Source organism: Pseudoxanthomonas suwonensis, assembly GCF_010093235.1.
Lineage (GTDB): Bacteria > Pseudomonadota > Gammaproteobacteria > Xanthomonadales > Xanthomonadaceae > Pseudoxanthomonas > Pseudoxanthomonas suwonensis.
On sequence record NZ_PDWP01000006.1, the window covers coordinates 1 to 16,943 of the forward strand.

Annotated in this window: 13 protein-coding genes; all 13 read right to left on the reverse strand. The window is 70.3% G+C overall.

From position 1 onward, the window contains the following. The coding region (locus CSC68_RS03730; protein WP_162202161.1) for a hypothetical protein at positions 1-1,419 on the reverse strand (1,419 nt) is incomplete at its 3' end. A gap of 1 nt (position 1,420) precedes the next feature. Then, a complete protein-coding gene (locus CSC68_RS03735; RefSeq protein ID WP_162202162.1) occupies positions 1,421-2,329 on the reverse strand; it encodes a hypothetical protein in 909 nt (302 codons plus the stop codon). A gap of 8 nt (positions 2,330-2,337) precedes the next feature. Further along, positions 2,338-3,591, reverse strand: coding sequence for a hypothetical protein (locus CSC68_RS03740; RefSeq protein ID WP_162202163.1), 1,254 nt, complete (start codon positions 3,589-3,591; stop codon positions 2,338-2,340). A 27-nt stretch (positions 3,592-3,618) separates the two neighbouring features. Further along, positions 3,619-5,019: a hypothetical protein gene (locus CSC68_RS03745; RefSeq protein ID WP_162202164.1), complete on the reverse strand. Its 1,401-nt coding sequence runs from the start codon at positions 5,017-5,019 to the stop codon at positions 3,619-3,621. Between the two features lie 83 nt (positions 5,020-5,102). Beyond that, a complete protein-coding gene (locus CSC68_RS03750) occupies positions 5,103-6,155 on the reverse strand; it encodes a hypothetical protein (protein ID WP_162202165.1) in 1,053 nt (350 codons plus the stop codon). A 36-nt stretch (positions 6,156-6,191) separates the two neighbouring features. Continuing rightward, positions 6,192-7,955 carry a hypothetical protein gene (locus CSC68_RS03755; protein ID WP_162202166.1) on the reverse strand — a complete coding sequence of 588 codons (1,764 nt, stop codon included), beginning with the start codon at positions 7,953-7,955 and terminating at the stop codon, positions 6,192-6,194. 207 nt (positions 7,956-8,162) lie between these two features. Further along, a complete protein-coding gene (locus CSC68_RS03760; protein WP_162202167.1) occupies positions 8,163-9,635 on the reverse strand; it encodes a S8 family peptidase in 1,473 nt (490 codons plus the stop codon). Beyond that, a complete protein-coding gene (locus CSC68_RS03765) occupies positions 9,632-10,405 on the reverse strand; it encodes a hypothetical protein (protein ID WP_162202168.1) in 774 nt (257 codons plus the stop codon). The genes CSC68_RS03760 and CSC68_RS03765 overlap by 4 nt, the downstream gene beginning before the upstream one ends. Continuing rightward, positions 10,402-10,668: a hypothetical protein gene (locus CSC68_RS03770; protein ID WP_162202169.1), complete on the reverse strand. Its 267-nt coding sequence runs from the start codon at positions 10,666-10,668 to the stop codon at positions 10,402-10,404. The genes CSC68_RS03765 and CSC68_RS03770 overlap by 4 nt, the downstream gene beginning before the upstream one ends. Then, the gene (locus CSC68_RS03775; RefSeq protein WP_162202170.1) at positions 10,668-11,627 is read right to left on the reverse strand and encodes a hypothetical protein; all 960 of its coding nucleotides are present in this window, start codon (positions 11,625-11,627) and stop codon (positions 10,668-10,670) included. Before CSC68_RS03775 ends, CSC68_RS03770 begins: the two co-directional genes overlap by 1 nt. 10 nt (positions 11,628-11,637) lie before the next feature. After that, the gene (locus CSC68_RS03780) at positions 11,638-16,092 is read right to left on the reverse strand and encodes a papain-like cysteine protease family protein (protein ID WP_162202171.1); all 4,455 of its coding nucleotides are present in this window, start codon (positions 16,090-16,092) and stop codon (positions 11,638-11,640) included. After that, positions 15,975-16,319 carry a hypothetical protein gene (locus CSC68_RS03785; protein ID WP_162202172.1) on the reverse strand — a complete coding sequence of 115 codons (345 nt, stop codon included), beginning with the start codon at positions 16,317-16,319 and terminating at the stop codon, positions 15,975-15,977. The genes CSC68_RS03780 and CSC68_RS03785 overlap by 118 nt, the downstream gene beginning before the upstream one ends. A 9-nt stretch (positions 16,320-16,328) precedes the next feature. Further along, positions 16,329-16,676, reverse strand: a complete 348-nt coding sequence (locus tag CSC68_RS03790; protein ID WP_162202173.1) for a hypothetical protein — start codon at positions 16,674-16,676, stop codon at positions 16,329-16,331. Positions 16,677-16,943: the final 267 nt, after the last annotated feature.

The following is a 16,943-nucleotide window of genomic DNA, read 5'->3' on the forward strand; positions in this document are numbered from 1 at the left end:
CGCTGCTCCGCCCGCCCCCGCGGCGCCACCCGCAGCACCACCTGTGCCTGTGCCTGTGCCTGCGCCACCACCGGTACCGCCACCCGTCGTCGGCGCGGGCGTCCTCGCCGAGGGAGGAGGTGGCGCGGGCGGAGGCGTCGGCGACGGCAGCGACCTGCGCAGGTTGTCCGTCGCGCTGTTGAGGCCTGAACGGCGATCGCGCTCGGAGTCGTGCTGCATCTGCAGCCTCGCATTGCGGGCAACGGCGGGATCGGGGATCTCGGCGGCGGGATTGATGGTGTTGTTGCGGATGCGGTCGGCCTGGGCCTGCGCGGCCATCTGGTTGAGCGGAAGGTAGTCGGTGTGGAAGTTCAGTTCGACCGAGGAATTGAGGTCCACGTCGGTGTTCATCTCCTCGGTGCGCTGGTTGCGCTCGGTGGAGACGTAGCTGATGGTGTTCTCGGCCTCGGCGCTGACGCCCCAGGGACCGGCACCGAAACTGCCGGAGCCCTTGACCCGGTTCATGAAGCCGAACTCGCTGCCAGTGTCCTGGCTGGCCGCGCTGCGCGTGTCGATGTGGAAGCGCATCGACGCGTTGATGCGGCCGCTGTCGATCACGATGCGTTGCATGCCCAGCATCACCATCGTCGCCAGCTGCTGCTGGCGCTGGCGGGCCAGGTAGCGGCGCGCCAGCGGCACCAGCTGCTCGGGATTGCTGGCCGAGACCGATTCCTCGGGCGGGATGCCCAGGGTGGCGCGGATCTCCTCCTCGCTGGGCATGCTGCCGCCGCCGCGCAGGCGCAGTTTGATGTTGGCCAGCTCTTCCTGCAGGTCGGCCAGCTCGTCCGCATCCATCGGGTTGTCCGGGCCGGGCATGTCCTCCGGGTCGGGGGCGTCGTACTCGATCGACTCGGGAAAGTGGTCGGCCAGCCATTGCCGCACCTGGTGCAGGCCGAACTGGGTACGCTCGAAGCCTTCGGCCGAGGCCGACACCGCGTTGAGCAGCTGCACGTACTGGTTCATCTGTTGCGAGTTGGCATCGAGCATCGCCTTGAACACGCCGTTGATCAGGTCGGTGACGAAGCGCGGGAACGACACCGCGCCAAGTACGTCGCGGGTGGTTCCGGCGATGCGCCTGGCCGCCTCGCCGAACTCCGGCTGCGCCGACTGCGCGGAGGCCAGCGGCGGCGCGGGCCTGGCCGGCGCGCGGCGCTCGATCTCGCCCTCGGCCTGGCCCTCCTCGGCGATCAGTTCGGCGGCCAGGGTGGAGACCTTGACCATGGCCTGGGCCAGGGCGCGGCGCTGCTCCGGCCGCATGTCGTGGAAGCCGGGCGAACGCTCCAGCACGTCGCGCACCGCCACCCGGATCCAGGGCGGCGGCGGCTCCGCCGGTGCCGGCGCCGGATGCGCGGAACGCGGCGCGGCGCCCCGGGCGACCATGTCAGGCCACCAGCGGCAGGGCCGACTGCGGATACAGCGGCGGACGTGTCGACCCCGCGGGGACCGAGGCGAGCCAGCGTTGCGCAGCCACCATCACCCCGATGTCCTGGGGGGACGACGGATCCAGCGCCAGCGCCGATCCACCCGGATGCGCCGCCAGCCACAGCAGCACGGTCTGGCCGCTGCGTCCGCGCTCGACATGCCGCAGCGGGCTGCCGGTGGGAATGCCCGCCTGGCTTCCGGCCAGTTCGACCAGCCGCCACAGGTCGCCGACCGAGAACGCGGCCTGCAGCCTGCGGTCGCGCATGAAGGCCAGCGCGGCATTGATGTCGCCGACGATCTCGCGCGCGGCCATCACCGCCATCGGATCCACGCGCTGGGCCAGGAACGACGCCATCGACTGTGCGTGGGTGGCGAGCACGACCTGCTCGCGCAGGCCGCTGGCGCCGGGCGGCATCGGCCCGGCCTGGGCACTGATCGCCTCGCACAGGACGCGCATCATCGGCTCGAACTGCGGGTCCTCGACCACGCGCGCGTATACCGCCTCGCGTTCGCCTGCCGACAGGCGCTCGCGGCGGCGGCGCCAGAAGTCGTGCAGCAGGCGCTCGGCCGGACCCAGCGGCTGGTTGATGGCCCCGCTGGCGAACAGGCCGGCGACCAGCTCGGCGGTGGGCAGCAACCCCGCGCGTTCCAGCGCACTGGCGAAGTACAGCGGCGCGGCGGCCTCCAGCCGGGTACGGTCTTCCGGCGCGGGCGCGGCATCGGGCAGGTCGAAGTCGATCCCGGCCAGCGCCTGCGCGTACGCCGGTGCCTGCACGATCGACAACGCCAGCGAAAGTGCCTGCAGCAGACCGGCGTGGCGCTGCTGCGGCTGCACCCGGATCGGCGGTGGCGGAGCGGCGAGGCGCATGGCGGTGGTCAGGCTGCCGTTTCGGCGCGTGGCGCGGCGCCGGTGCCGCGCTGGTCGGGCCGGATGTTCGGATCGAACGGCGTGGCGTTGCCCTGGATGCTGGCGATCATGCCCGGTGTAGCCAGCTTCTCCATCGGGAAGTAGTCGGACTTGAAGTTGACCCGCACCTCGCCGGTGAGCTTGGCCTTCATCTCCTGGCTGGAAGCGGAGTTCTCGTCCACAGAGGACTGCACCGTGGTCATGTGGGTCTGCACGTTGGTGTTGGCGGTGGCGGCGCCGCCCCAGCCCCAATGCGCGCCGGCCACGGTGGTGTTGCGGTTGTAGCTGGTGTCGCGGTCGTACAGCGAGGCCTTGGCCTCGCGCCTGGCGTCGTCGCTGGCGCGGAAGTTGAACACCACCTTGGCGTTGATCAGTCCGTCGGTGACCACGATGCGGTTGATGCCCAGCATCACCATCGAGGCCAGCATCTGCTGGCGACTGCGCGCCATCTGCATGCGCGCAGCGGTCACCAGTCGCGCCTCCTGCTCCTCGTCGGAGAGGTCGTCCACCGGCTGGGCCATCTGCAGCTCGCGGCTCGGACCCAGGGCGCTGGCCTCGCCGTCGGCCTTCTCGCGCGCCCGCACACGCGGCTCGCCGCCCTCTTCGGACTCGCCCAGCTCCAGGTCCTCGGGGAAGCGCTGCACCAGCCAGTCGCGGGCATTGTTCATGGTGATGTTGTCGGCCGCGAACTGGTCCACGGTCTGGGCCACTGCCTTCAGCAGGTCGGCATAGGCCTCCATCTGCTGGATCGAAGCGTCGACGATGGCCTGGAACACGTTCTGGATCAGGCCGCCGACGAACTTGGGGAAGTCCACCGCGCCGACGAATTCCTTGAAGTTGCCGGCACCCTGCTTCACCGAGCCGGCCTCGAAGTCGCTGCCGGCGAAGGTGCCGATCTTCTCCGAGGCCTTGCGTTTGGCCTGGTCGAGCTCGCCGGCCAGTGCCCTCGCCGGCGCCGGCGCAGGGGCTGCCTCGTCCTTGGCCAGCACGCCCTGCCCCGGCGTGAGCTCCTGTCTGGCCAGGCCCTGTGGATTGGCCATGTACGAGGCCACGCGGACCATGGTCCGTGCGATCTCCTGCTGCTGCTCCGGCGGCAACCCGCGGAAGCCTTCCGAGGACTGCAGCAGCTGGCGCACCTGCGGCCGCACCACTGCTAGGGTCTCGTCGTCCAGCCAGGCAGGCGCGTTGGCAGGCGATGCACCAGTGGCGAGGACGGCAGGCATGTCGGGCTCCGTGGACGGATTCAGGCGTCAGGCGGCAGGTGCGGGCGTGGTGGCGGGCGCAGTGTCGTTGCCTGCCGGCGTCGTACCGGAGGCATTGGGCAGCGGGCGGGCAGCCAGGTTCTTGACCATGCCGGGCTGGGCGTTCATCTGGATCGCAGCGATCGCCTCGGGGTTGGCCATCTTCTCCAGCGGCAGGTAGTCGCTCTTGAAGTTCACCTCGACCTGGCCGGCGAGGCTGGCGCGGGCCTGCAGCGAGGAATCGTTCTGCAGGCTGGAGGTGCTCATCATCTTGATGATGGGCTTCTCGTCGTACTTGTAGTCGCCCTTGGAGTAGGACGTGCCGCCCTCGTAGGCCACGCCGCCGCCGCGCCTGTATATCCCTCCCTTGCCGAATCCGTAGGTCGCCGGCCTGCGCACGATGTTGCCGTTCTGGTCGCGCACCGCCTGGCCCTGTTCGCGGCTGCTCTCGTGCGAACCCTCGCCGCTGCGGGTCTTCTGCACGTTGCCGTAGTCGTCCTTCTCGTGGTCGAACTGGGTGGCGCTGTACTTGTAGCGGCTGTTGTCGCGGGCCTGGAAGTCGTACATCACCTTGGCCGAGATCTTGCCGTCGGTGACCACGATGCGGTTGATGCCGAGCATGACGATGGTCGCCAGCAGCTGCTGTCGACCGGAGGCGATCGTGGTGCGGGCGGCGGGCACCAGCAGCGCTTCGACCACCTCGTCGTCCAGCCGGGTCAGCGGCTGGTCCAGCGGCAGATTCTGGTTGATGCGCGCAAGCGCAGACTTCTGGTCGATGTCCTGGCGCAGGGCCACGCGCGGGCCGGCGGGCGCGGCGCCATCGCCGAAGTCGCCGAAGTCACCGAACGCCTCGCCACCGCCCATGTGCAGTTCGAACAGCTCCGGGAAGGTCTCGACCAGGTAGTCGCGGCCCTGGTTCTGGGTAGTGTTCTCGTCGCGGAACTGGTTGAGGCTCTTGGACACGTCGGCAACGAGCTTGGCATAGGCCTCCATCTGCTGGATCGAGGAGGTCACGATCGAGTGGAACACGCCGTCGATCAGGCCGCTGACGAAGGACGGGAAGTTCACCGCGTTCATCAGCGCGCCGGCCTGCTCCACGCCGGTGCGCAGGGCCTGGCCGAACTCGGGCTGGTCGGCCATGGGCAGGGGATTGGTGTCCTCGTCGCCAGCCAGCGCACGCACCTGCGGGCTGAGCTGGTTGCGCTTCAGGCGCACGCCGTCCGGCTCGGCCAGGTAGCTGGCGATCTGAACCATGCCCTTGGCCAGGGTCTCGCGCTTGTCCGGCGGCAGCTGGCTGAACGCATCGCTGCTCTCCAGCAGCTTGCGCACCTCCTGCCGGGCCACGGCGAGAGTCTCGCTGCTGGCAGGGGGCGGCGCCGGTCGGGTTCGGTTGGGGAAGATGGAAGGCATGTCCGCTCACTCCGGCTCGGGGGCCGCGCCTGTGCGCGGCAGTTGTTTCGGCGCCACGACCGCGACACGCGCCGCGAACGCGTTCACTGCAGTGCCTGGGCTTCCTCGATCGCCTCGCGCATCTCGAACTCGATCGGCCGCACGTACAGGCTGATCCGGGCCTGGCTCTCGGGCGTGACCCGGATGCTGAGCACCGAGAAGTGGCCCTGCTCGCCGGCCTCGTCCACGCCGAAGGCATCCAGCCAGCGGGTCAGTGCCAGCAGCTGCCGCGGGCGCTCGGCCAGACCCAGCTTGATCAGGTCCAGGAAGCGCGACGGCAGGTCGGGAATGGCCGCCAGCAGGATCTCCAGCTTCAGCTCCACGCCCTCTGGCGTCTCGCGGATCCCGACCAGAACGCCGCCCGGAGGCAGCTCGAAGCGCCCCCCCAGGGCCACGCCGACGATCCGCATCAGGCCCGGAAGCTGGTGGCCGATGCCCAGCCGGTTCATCAGCGTCCCCAGCGCGCTGACCTGCAGCGGACCACGGTGCAGAAAGGTGACGCGCTGGCTGCCGGTGTCGCGCTTGCAGCCGATCGAGGTGAAGATCGGCATCAGCGTCGGCATCTCGGCCATCACCATCCGGGTCAGCCGCGCCAGTCCCGGCGAGAGCGCGTCGATCTGGCTGGGCAGCAGCTCGTAGTAGATCTTGGCCGCGTACAGGCCGTCGCCATCGAAGGCGCTGCCGAACCAGGCGCCGAAGTTCATCCAGCTCAGGCCGCCAAAGCCCCGCCATTCCTCGCTGCGGCTGTCGAACCAGCGCAGCGCGTCGCGGCCGAATACCGGCTGCACCAGCCTGCGCATCTCGCGCGTGGCCTCGTCACGCCGCGACACCGGCGACGCGCCCGGGCCCAGCGGCTCGATGGTGAAGCGCAGCGTGTTCGGCTCAGCCTCGGAGAACGAGGGCTCGTAAGGCACCGCGCCGGGGGTGAGCGCGTTGCGGGCGTACGAGACGTCGTCGTCGGGCAGGTAGAACGTGCGCTCGATCAGGTCGCCGACGTAGGGCAGCGGGTCGCGGGTGCCCAGTGCCCGCGCCGCCGAGTGCAGCGAGTGCTCCACCAGGTGCTTCATCGGCCTGGCGCGTGTGCCTTGGTTGCGCATCTTCGTTCTCCGTGGAACCGCGGGCTACGCGGGTGCTCAGAAGCTGGGCAGGCCAATGCCGGCGGAGTCGAGGATGTCGCGCGCGATCTGCGGCATCTCGATCGGCTTGCTGGTGATGGTCGGCGACTCCACCGGCTGGGCGTACTCCTCGATCCGGTTGTCCTGCACGCCTCCCACCGCCAGCCACTGCTCGCAGGCCTGCAACAGGTCCCAGTCGGTGGGGTCTTCCATCGGCCGGTCGCTGCCGCGCAGCTGCGGGTTGGTCAGCGCGCCGGTGTGGATGACCTCGTCGAAGCGGTTGGTCAGGCGCTGGTGGTTGCGCGCCAGCCAGGCGATGACCACCGCGCCGGCCCGGGCCTGGGTGCGGTAACGGTGGCTGTTGCGGGCGCCGCCCAGGTAGTTGGCATTGACCTGGTCGATCACCTGCCACATGTCGCGGGCGCCGAACGCGCCGCGGATCTCCGGGTCGCTGAGCAGGTCGCGGTACTCGATGATCAGCGTCTTCAGCTCCTTGGAGAACTGGTAGGCGATGCCGTAGCAGTTGCGCGACAGGCTGGCGGCCAGGTCGCGCGCCGCCTTGCGCACCTGCTCCTGTGATACCGCCAGCGGCACCTGGCTGCGGAACATGCGGTCAACGCTCAGCTGGCGCCCGAACGCGGAAACCGCGGAGATGAAACGCAGCCACAGCTCGGCGAATTCGCGGTTGGGCTGGTTGAGCGAGGGATCGCCGCCCGGCGCACCGAAGGCGCGCATGTACAGGTCGCGGCGCTCGCCCTCGGTGATCCGCTCGGCCGACTTCTTGTAGTAGTCGTACAGGTAGTCGCCGGTCTTGCCGTAGCTCAGCGGCAGCAGGCCGGCGCGGAACAGCTCGACGATCCGCTCCACCACCTGCGGCAGGCGCGCCTCCTCCAGCTGGTAGGCGAAGTAGATGGCCTGGGCCGCCTCCAGGTTCTCGCGCACGATCTCCACGTCCGTGGCCTCTTCCAGGTCCGGCAGCGGTATCTCCAGCGAGGACGGCGGCGCGCCGTTGACCGCGCCGCTCTGCATTTCGTAGGCGTTCTCGATGCGGCTCGCCAGCCACGGATCGTTGGCGCTGACGCCCTCGCCCGCCAGCTTTCGCACCACGGCCGCCACGTTGCGGCCGCTGAGCACGCAGACCCGGTCGCTCCCGCCAGGCACCGGGTCGCCGATCTTGCCGCCGCGCTCGATCACCCCATAGATGGCCGGGTCGATCAGCCTGGCCTGCACCTGAGAGCGCAGCACGACCGGGTACTTCTGGTCCAGGTACTCGAAGGCGGCGTCGAACAGGTCGCGGTACTCGCGATACTCGCCCTGGGCGGCGCTGACCTTCTTGACGAACCCCTGGCGGGCGGCATCGGTCGTTCCATCCAGCTGCAGCAGTCCGCAGATGCCGATGATCTCGCGCTCGTTGCGCCCGAACCTGCGGATGATGTTGCGCGTGCGCTGGGAGCCGATCAGCCCGTACATGTGCACGAAGTCCGTCCGCGACGCCTTCGGCGGGATACTGTCGTCGTCATCGTCGTCCTCGGCCACGCCGGCGAGCTTCTCCCATGGCTTCTGGGCCACGGTCGAGGCGACCTTGCGATAGAACGGGTCGGCGACGACGTCGCTTCCCAGGGTGCGCCTGATCTCCTCCAGCTCGTCATGCTGGGTCGACGTGATGCCGCCGGTGGTCGCGGAGTTCGCGAGCATGGTCTCCAGGACCTGATTGCGCGCCCGCAGCCGCTGGCGCTCCTTGAGTTCGCGTTCGCCAAGGTCGACGAGGAGGATTCGGTTCATGGTGGTTCCTGCCTGGTAGGTGGATCCGGGGCGGTAGGAAGCGGCGGCGCCGGGTGCGGCGCCCGCTCCAATGCGTGTCTTCATCGGGGCGCCCTGGGAGGACGAGGCGCCCGACCGTTTGCGGGGCTTTGGTGTGGGTCGAGTCGCCATTGCGTTTCTCCTTGCTTGCGGATTGGCCTGGGGCCGTGCGGACGCGGATGCGCGCGCTCAGGCGGCCAGCGCCGGTGGAACACCGTCGGGAAGGGGGACTTCGTCTTCTTCGGCCTGGTCGCGGTCGATCAGTTCATCGAGCCGGCGCAGCGCGGCCTCCGCATCCAGGCACCCGGCGCCGCAGCCACTGGCGCCGGCCGCAGCGAATGGGCGCGCGGTTTCGACCAGGACACGCCGCACCTGCGCGCCGTCAATCGGCCAGGCCCGGCGCAGGGCACGCGATGCCAGCAGCGCGCAGACCGCGGCCACGTGCGGCGCGGCGAAGCTGGTGCCGGTGGCGCGCTGGTAGCCGGACAGGTCGCAGGTGAGGATGTCGCGCCCGGGCGCGCACAGCGCGACATGCTCGCCGCGGGTGCTGAAGGAGGCCGGACGCAGGTCCGGTTCGACCGCGCCCACCGCGATGACCCCCGGGTGCGCGGCCGGGTAGTACTTCTCCACCTGGCCGGAGTTGCCGCTGGCCGCGACCAGGATCACCCCGCGCGCCAGCGCGTAGCGCACGATCTCCTCGTGCGGCAGCGGCGCGTCGCCACCCAGCATTGACTCCGGCGTGCCGAAGCTCATGTTGATCACCTTCACGCCGAGGTCGATCAGCCGCTTCATGCCGGCGTCGATGTTGTCCAGCGCGCCGACACCCACCCGCCTGCTACCGGACAGGGCCGCGCCCAGCACGCGTACCGGGGTAAGGCCACAGGCACCGGCGGCACCGACCGCGATGCCCTGCCCGCGCGCGGCGATGATCCCCGCGCAGCCGCTGCCATGACCAACCTCGTCCTGCGGGCGGTTGCCGGCGCGGCGGAAGTCACCGACCAGCTGCAGGCCACCAACCGCCTGCGGGTCCAGGTCCACGCTGTCGAAACCGGTGCGCAGGCGGCTTTCCAGCTCCTCGTGCGCCAGCGACACGCCGGTATCGGCCAGGCCGACCACCACCGCGGGATCGCCAGCTTCCAGCGCCAGCGCTTCATCGATGCGGGTACTCGCACGCACCCAGGCATTGGCCGCGCGTGCGACCTCGTCCGGCACCACCGGACTCGATGCGGTGTCGTCGCGATCCAGCGCCGACGCGAATGGCAGGCGGCACAGCCGGCTGGCACTCACCCGCTCGACCATCGGCACTTCGGCCAGCGCGCGCAACAGGGCCGGAACGCCCTCCGGCTCGCGCACCTGGATGCGCAGCACGCGGGCCACGCCGCTGATCTGCTCGACGTCGTCGAAGCGGTAGGCGCCGGCCACCTCGCGTCGCGTCCGCGGCGTGCGTGCACTGTGCAGGCGCACCACCCGCAGTGCGCCGCCGTGGTGGCGCAGCAGGCGGTCGATCGCGCCGCCGTCGATGCGGTCGGCCATGGGCGCGCCGTGGTGGGTGCAGGCGCGCCAGCCGGGAATGTGCTCCGGCATTTCGCCCAGGCGCAGGGTCACCAGCAGGCGACCGCGCACGGCGTCCGGCAACCGGTTGCGGGAATACGTCGCGTTCATGGCGGGCTCCACTGGCCGATGCGGCCCTCGCGCAGTTCGACCCGCGCGACCTGGCCATCGCCGAAATCGACCTCGGCCTCGCAGCCGAGCTGGGTCGCCAGCGGCGCCAGCACGACGCCATCCTCCTCCACGGCCACCACCGGGACCGGGGCGCCGGCAGCACGCACCAGCGGTAGCAGTCCCGGACGCAGGCCGGGCGCGCTGAGGTGCACGCGGCCCTGGTCACGGCCTTCGCTTCCGTTCTCCACCCGGGTGACGCGCGGCGCGGCGGCGCGCATCAGCGCCTGCTGCAGGCGGTTGACCGGCATCCGCGACAGGCGCGCGATCACGTCGGTACCGGCCTGCTTCTTCAGCTCGTTGAGCTGCTGCACCGTACGCACGCCGATCCGCTCCAGCGAGCGCCGCTCCTCCTCGTTGATCTGGTCGCCGAGCGCCTCGCGCAGGCTGAACTTCGGATCCTCGGCGCTGAAGTCGACCGCGTTCTCCTCGATCATCGGCTTGGTGATCGTGGTCAGCTGCAGGCGGATGCTGCTGGCTTCGCTCTCGCCGGGTCCCGCTGGACGGACGTACACGTCCTCGTCCAGCAACTGCACGAACGCGCGCAGGTCCAGCGAGACCTCCTTGACCGCGAAGGTCAGCGGCAGCTTGCCCAGCCGTGCCTTGATCGCCATCGCGGCCTGGGCCTTGTCCAGCTGCTCGGTCAACGACTGGATGAACAGGTCGAACGGCACGCCCGCGTCCTGCAGCAGCGGTGGCATCTGCGCGTTCATGGGTTTGCCTCCGCCCTGTCTGCATCCACGTCACCGTCGCTGCTCCAGGCCAGGACCAGGCGCGAGGCCAGCGGCGTCCAGGCGTTGACCTCGGTGCTGCGCGGGAACTCGGCCAGCAGCACGCAGCCGCCGTCGCGCAGCACCGGACGCAGTTCCACCGGCAGGACCATCTCCACGCCCGACAGCTGCAAGCCTTCGCGCGCCTGGATCGCGACCAGGCCGTCGTGCAGCTCGTCCAGCAGGTGCGAGAGCTCACGGAACATCAGCCGCCTCCCCCGCCGTTGGACGGCGGCAGCGGCGCGGCGGCGGGCGCGGGCGCAGGTGCCGGTGGCGCGGCCGGACGCACGGCCGGCGAGTGCTGCTGTACCAGGGCGATCTTGGCGGCGTCGGCGAGGCGGTCCAGCGGCAGGGTCTCGCTGACGAAGTTGAGCTTGACCTCGCCGAACAGGTCGGCGCGCACGGTGGATTCGTTCTGGGCGTTGACCGCCACGGTCGAGACCATGGTGGTGCTGCGCGCACCCTGGCTCAGGCTGCCGCGCTCGCCCCAGTTGGCGACGGCCTGCGGATCGGTGCTGGTGGCGTACTGCACCGCGGCCGCGTCGGCGGCGGCGGCGCGGAACATTACCTTGGCGCTGATGCTGCCGTCGCGCACCGCGACCCGGTTGAGGCCCAGCAGGACCATCGTCGCCAGCAGCTGCTGCCGCTCGGCGCCCACCCGCATGCGGACCTGCGGCAGCACCTGCTGCTCCAGCAGCTCCTGGGTCAACGTCTCGCCCTCCAGGCCATAGTCGGCCAGCCACACCGGGCTGGCGTCATCGCTGCGCGGCACCAGCCGCGGTTCAGCCTCGCCTGCCTCCGGCAGCCTGATCGCCACGTCGCCCGGATAACGCCCTGCCAGCCAATCGCGCGCCTGGTTGTATGTGACGTTCTCCTCGGTGAACTGGTCCACCGTCTTGGCCACCGCCGACACCAGGCTGGAGTAGCTCTCCATCTGCCGGATAGAGGCGTCGACGATCGCGTCGAAGGTGCCGTGCACGAGCTGGGAGACGAAGCCCGGGAAATCGATCTCGTTGACCATCGCACCGGCACGGCGGGCGATGGTTTCGGTGGCCTGCGGCTTGGCGGCGGCAGGCGCGGCGGGGGCGGTTCCGGACTGGGCGCGCGACAGCGCCGTCCCGGGCCGGGACGGAAAGATCCTGCCGCTTCGCGTCTGCTCGGACACGGTGTTCTCCTCAGGCCGCCGAGGTCAGCTGTTCGACGTTGCGCCAGGCGTTCTCGCGCTCGTAGCGTCCGTCGCCTCGCAACGCCAGTTCGACCGTGGCATCCGGATTGCCCTGGGCCAGGCCGCGGAAGCGGTAGTCGATCCGCACCCGCAGTCGGGCAACGCCGTCGGCATCGGCATCGGCGCAATCCTCGATCCGCGCCGAGACGTCCACGCCATAGGCAAGATCGGCGGGTGTACCGGCGGTGATGCGCACGTCGCCGACGGCCTTGCCGTCGTGGCGGAACTCGACCGCCAGTGGCAGCGGCGTGGGCGCGTCCTCGATCGCCGGCCAGTCGTCCAGCGTGATGCGTGTGTCGCCGGGTTCGGCGGAGGAAACCTCCAGCAGCTGTGTCCCGGGCGACTTCATGCCTTCAAGCTGATCCAGCCGCCAGCGGTTGGCGCCCGCCTCGCCAATCACGCGCGCCATCGCCGTGCCGGGCACGCGGCTGGGTTCGATCGGCTCGCGCCGCTCGCCCGCCTGCGCATCCAGGGCTACCACCACGCGCGGCGGCGGCGCGGCCAAGCGCAGGCCTCCGCGCGCGCCCAGCGACTGCGCGCTGGCGCTGGCCGCCGGCAGGTACAGCACACGCCAGTTGCCGTAGTCCGGTTCGGCCATCTCCCCGAAGTCGGAAGCGAATTCGGCGAAGTCGATCCAGTCTTCGTAGCCACGGTTGGGCGGGTTGAAAGCAATCGGATCCTGGTCGAACGCCACGCGCACGTCCCAGGGGTTGAGCACCTTGACCTGGGTCGCGGCCGGATCATCGAGGTCGCCGCGGATGCCGGCCACCACCACGGCATGCGGTGCACCGACGATCACCACCCACAACGGACCATGTGCCTGCAGCCAGCGTGCCCATTGCCGCGGCGAGTGGTACAGGCTCGCACTCGAGGGCATCTCGATGGCCTGGAAGCCGTAGCGCGACTTGACCGCCTCGAGCAGGTCCAAGTCATAGCTGGTGGCGAGGCTGCCACCGACTTCCCGGACAACGGTTTCGGGTTCGATCGACTGCGAACGCCGGTACGACAGCAGCATGGCCATGGACGCGGCCCAGCAGGCGTTCTTGTCCGGCTGCGGGATCAGGTGCACCGGATAGTCCGAGGGTCCGTCACTTTCCTGCGCGCGGGCATGCACGCCCAGCGCGAAGGCGGCGGTGGTCGAGGTCCGCCGGCCCTCGGGAACGCCACCGGCATGCAGTACCTGCAGCTGCAGGAACGGGCCAGAGTTGGCCGTGCGCCGCTCGTACAACTCGAGGAAGGCGGCATAGGAGAGCTTGATCGGCCCCCTGGCGGGGTCGTGCATGTACATCGTCGTGCCGGAGCCGTCCGGCGCGCCGTCGCTGTCCATGCCCACCAGCACCCGCACGTGTCCGCCCTGGCCGGCGATGTTCGCGGTCTGGTCGATGTACAGCGGCCCGCAGCTCTCCAGCATCTGTCGCCAGGCCTCGATCGTGTAGGAAGCCGGCGGCTCGGCATACAGGTTCCAGGCATCGGCCAGGAGCACGCGGTCGCGGGGGTGGAGCCCGCGCCGGAACGCGTCCAGTGCCGGCACCTTGTCGGCCACGTCGCTGTCGGGGAAGCACAGCCCTTCGCGCCAGCCGGCGACCATCGCCGCCGCCGCCGCCCAGCACGACATCGGGCTGGTCTGGTAGTTCATCGGCACGTCGGTCCAGTGCACAGAGAAGGACTGCAACGCCCGCGACGGCGCGCCGAGGGCGAAGCTGCTGGCGCGCCCCTCGATCCAGTCGATCTTGCGCGGGGTGATGAAGCAGCCGCGGTTGACGTGGTCGGTGTCCGCCGGCTGGCCGCTCACGTGGACCGCGCAGACCTTGGCCTTGAGCACGCCGCCCTCGTTGCGGACGGCGTAAACGGGCGAGCCGCTGGCGCCGCGCAGGGAGAGGATCGGGTAGTCGATGGTTTCCAGCGAGGCCTGGTAGGCGCCGGTGCCGCCATGCAGGTGCTGCCTGTAGCCGTCGATCAGATTGGTCAGGCCGGGGATGGCGTCGCCCGCCGTGGAATAGCCGCACACGGCCAGGCGCATCGAGCCCGCCGGGGTCGCCTGGAGGAACTCGAACCACATATCGTGCGGCGCGGCGATCGGGACGTTCCCGATCACCGCCAGGTCGTTGGTCCAGTCGCCACTGCCGGCGTAACCCGGCGCGATCCGCCACGACGATGCCGGCACGGTGGCACTACCGAACGGCAGGTTCCCCGCCCCGTTGAGACCCGGGAAGATCGTCACCTGGCTGCAGTCGTGCAGGTTGTGTGCGCAGGTGAGGATGCGGTTGCGGCCGATGTAGAAACCGGTGCCGCGATAGGTGTAGCCGTCATTGCCGGCCATTTCCAGCATGCAGATCGCCGAGTGCGGGAACTGCCGGGTGTCGTCGACACCGACGAACCACTCCTCGAACTCGCGACTCATCGCGTCGTCCGTGCAGGCCAGCGCGCGGTGCGGATCGCTGGGGTCGTAGTACGGCTGGATCACTTCCAGCGCACGCGCGTGGTGGCCCAGGCCCTGCGCCGTCGGCATGTACGAGCTGCGCGAGGTGACCATGCCCATGTAGTAGTCCCAGTCCCACACCGCATTGGGGCAGGCGCGATGGGTGGTGCGGGTATCGGCCTCGGCGTGGCCGAGGACGTGCTCGCGGTCGGCGGGGATGCCGTACTGCTGGCACAGCCAGTCCACCAGTGCCGCCGAAGCCGCCAGCTGTTGCGGCGTGGGCAGCAGGCCGCGGGTGTTGGCCACGTGCTCGATGCCGATGCTGGTGGCGTTGGCCGAGCCGGCGTGCCAGGCCACGTCCTTGTGCGCGACCATCTGCACGATCTCGCCGTCCTGGCCGACGATGTAGTGCGCGCTGACCTTCGCCTCGGGATTCTTGAACCAGGACACCGGGCCGGAGATGTTGCGCCCGCCGTCGGTGATGTGGATGACGATGCGGTCGATGGTGCGGGTGCCGGACACGCTCCGGTAGTTGCCCGGGTGCGCCGGCTCGAAGCGGCTGGCCTGGGGATACTCCGGCGCCGACAGGGAAAGGCCGCGCGCCGGCGCCCAGCCCTGCGCGGCGGCACCGGACGCGTCGGGGATCGGACCGCCGATGTCATGCGTGCTGTCGCCATGGGCCTGCGCGTCGAGTGCACGCGCCGGGCGGCCCGAGGCACCCGTACCGAGGGCGAAGCCGAGTGTCTGGCCCCACTCCGCGGCCACCGAGCGGATCCATGCCAGCTTCTCCTGGGTGATGCGGCAGCCGGCATTGGTGCGGTTGTCGTTGGCGGCCACGTGTACGCCGACCAGATGGGCCACCGGGTGGGCACCGGACTCGATCCAGTACACCGGCGAGCCGCTGGTCCCGGCCAGCGTCTGCAGGTCGTAGGTGAAGGTGCCCTCGCCGATCAGCTCGCGGATATGGCCGCCGTGTGCATGCTGGCGGTTCTCGTCGATGTTTGCGTTGACGAAATGCTCGATCGCGCTGACCGCGTGCCACCACGCGGCATAGCCGCTGACCACCACGCCTTCGGGGCGGCTCTGGGTGAGCTCCTCCACCAGGCCGAAGTAGTTCGGTGCGGCGGCGGCGTTGGCGGCGGGAACCTGGATCAGGGCCATGTCGTTGCCGTGGCCATCGGCTCCGTAGTCCGGATGCTTGCGGAACACGGTGGCGCGGAACCGGCCGAACGGCTCGTTCGCCGATCCGGTGCCCGCACCGTTCTTGCCCGGCACGATGATCAGCTCGCCCTGCCCGTCGACGACGTGGGCCGCGGTCAGCAGCAGGCGCGGCGCGATGAAGAAGGCGGTGCCATGGTGGCGGCCCTCGGCACTGCCATCAGGAATACGGACCTGGCAGATCGCCGAATATGGTGGCCGTGTGGTGTCGGCCACGCCGAGGAACCACATGGCGCCGCGGGCGAAGTGCGCCAGCTGGGTGGTCAGCGCATCCCACCAGTCCTCGGGCTGGTAGTACGGCTCCACCAGCAGTGCGCGCGATGCCGGGCGGCGCCGCGCGGCCAGGCCCTGGGCCGTTGCCGCCGGGGTAGGCTCGGCTGCAGGCGGCTGCGATGCGACCGTCCCCGCCGGTTCCGGCTGGGTGGCCGGCGCGTTCCAGAGGTCGTCGGAATACCCGTCGCTGTAGCCGGTATCCGCCACCGCCCCGCTGCCGTTGGTGGTGCGGCGCGCGGGCTCTTCCGTGTCGGCAGCCGGGGCTGCGTCGAGGTTGTCGCCGCCCCAGCCCAGCTCCACCCCGGAGGTACCGTAGCCATTGCCGGCAGGGCCACGCACGGTGCGGCGCAGGCCGCGCCCGGTGAGTCCGGCGAGGCTCACATAGAGCGAGCCGCGGTCCGGCAGGCGCAGCGACACCGGCGTGCTGCGGTCCCCGTCGCGGTAGGTCGCCAGGCCGAAATACAGCCGCTGCTGGCCCACGAACCGCGCCACCACGTCCGGCGCACCAGGTAGACCGCCTCGCCGTGCGGCGACGGCTGCACCCGCATCAGGCGGCTGGTGAAGAAGTTGCCGGGCGTGCGCCGCTGGCGCTGCGAGGGATGCAGCAGCTCCGGTTCGGTGGCCAGCGCGATCTCGAACAGCGGCAGCTCGGAGCGCACCGTGAAGCCCAGGACGTTGAAACGGTCATCGATCGATTCGCGATTGGCGCGGATGACGGCCATGGCAGGCTCCTAGCGGGATTTGGGCTGGTTGCCGGCGGTATCGGCGGAAGGCGCGGCGAGGACGGGGACGGCAGCGGCGTCGGCGAAGTCGATGCGCAGCTCCGCGGGGTCGCCAGGCTCCTCCTCCATCACCGAGGAGATGCGCTCCCAGAAGCGCTGCTGGGCATCGATGCCCAGGCCTTCCAGGTGCGGTTTCATGAAGTCCAGCACCGCGTCCAGGTGGCGGAAGAACATCCGCTGTCCGCTCTGGACGTGCTCGACCGAGCCACGCCATTCCGGGCCGGGACCCGGGTTCTGGCCGCGCTCGCACCAGATGCGGACGATGAAGGCGGCGGACCGGTCCTCGAGCAATGCCATGGCGGGGCCTGGACGATGAGGCGATGGCCCGAATCTGCGCGGCCGACGTCACCGCCGGATCACACCCGCATCACCGGCATCTCACCGCCGGGCGCCGGACGCGTGATGGACCCGCGCCGGCACGCGATGCCGGCGGCGCGAGTCGTGAGGGACGGGATGGGCATTACGCCGGCGGCGCGGGGGATGGTGTGCAATCGACGCGCACGGCCACGGCGCGCGCGTCTTCACGCCGCGGCGCGTGGAGGTTGCCTCGTGATGCGGCGCGGC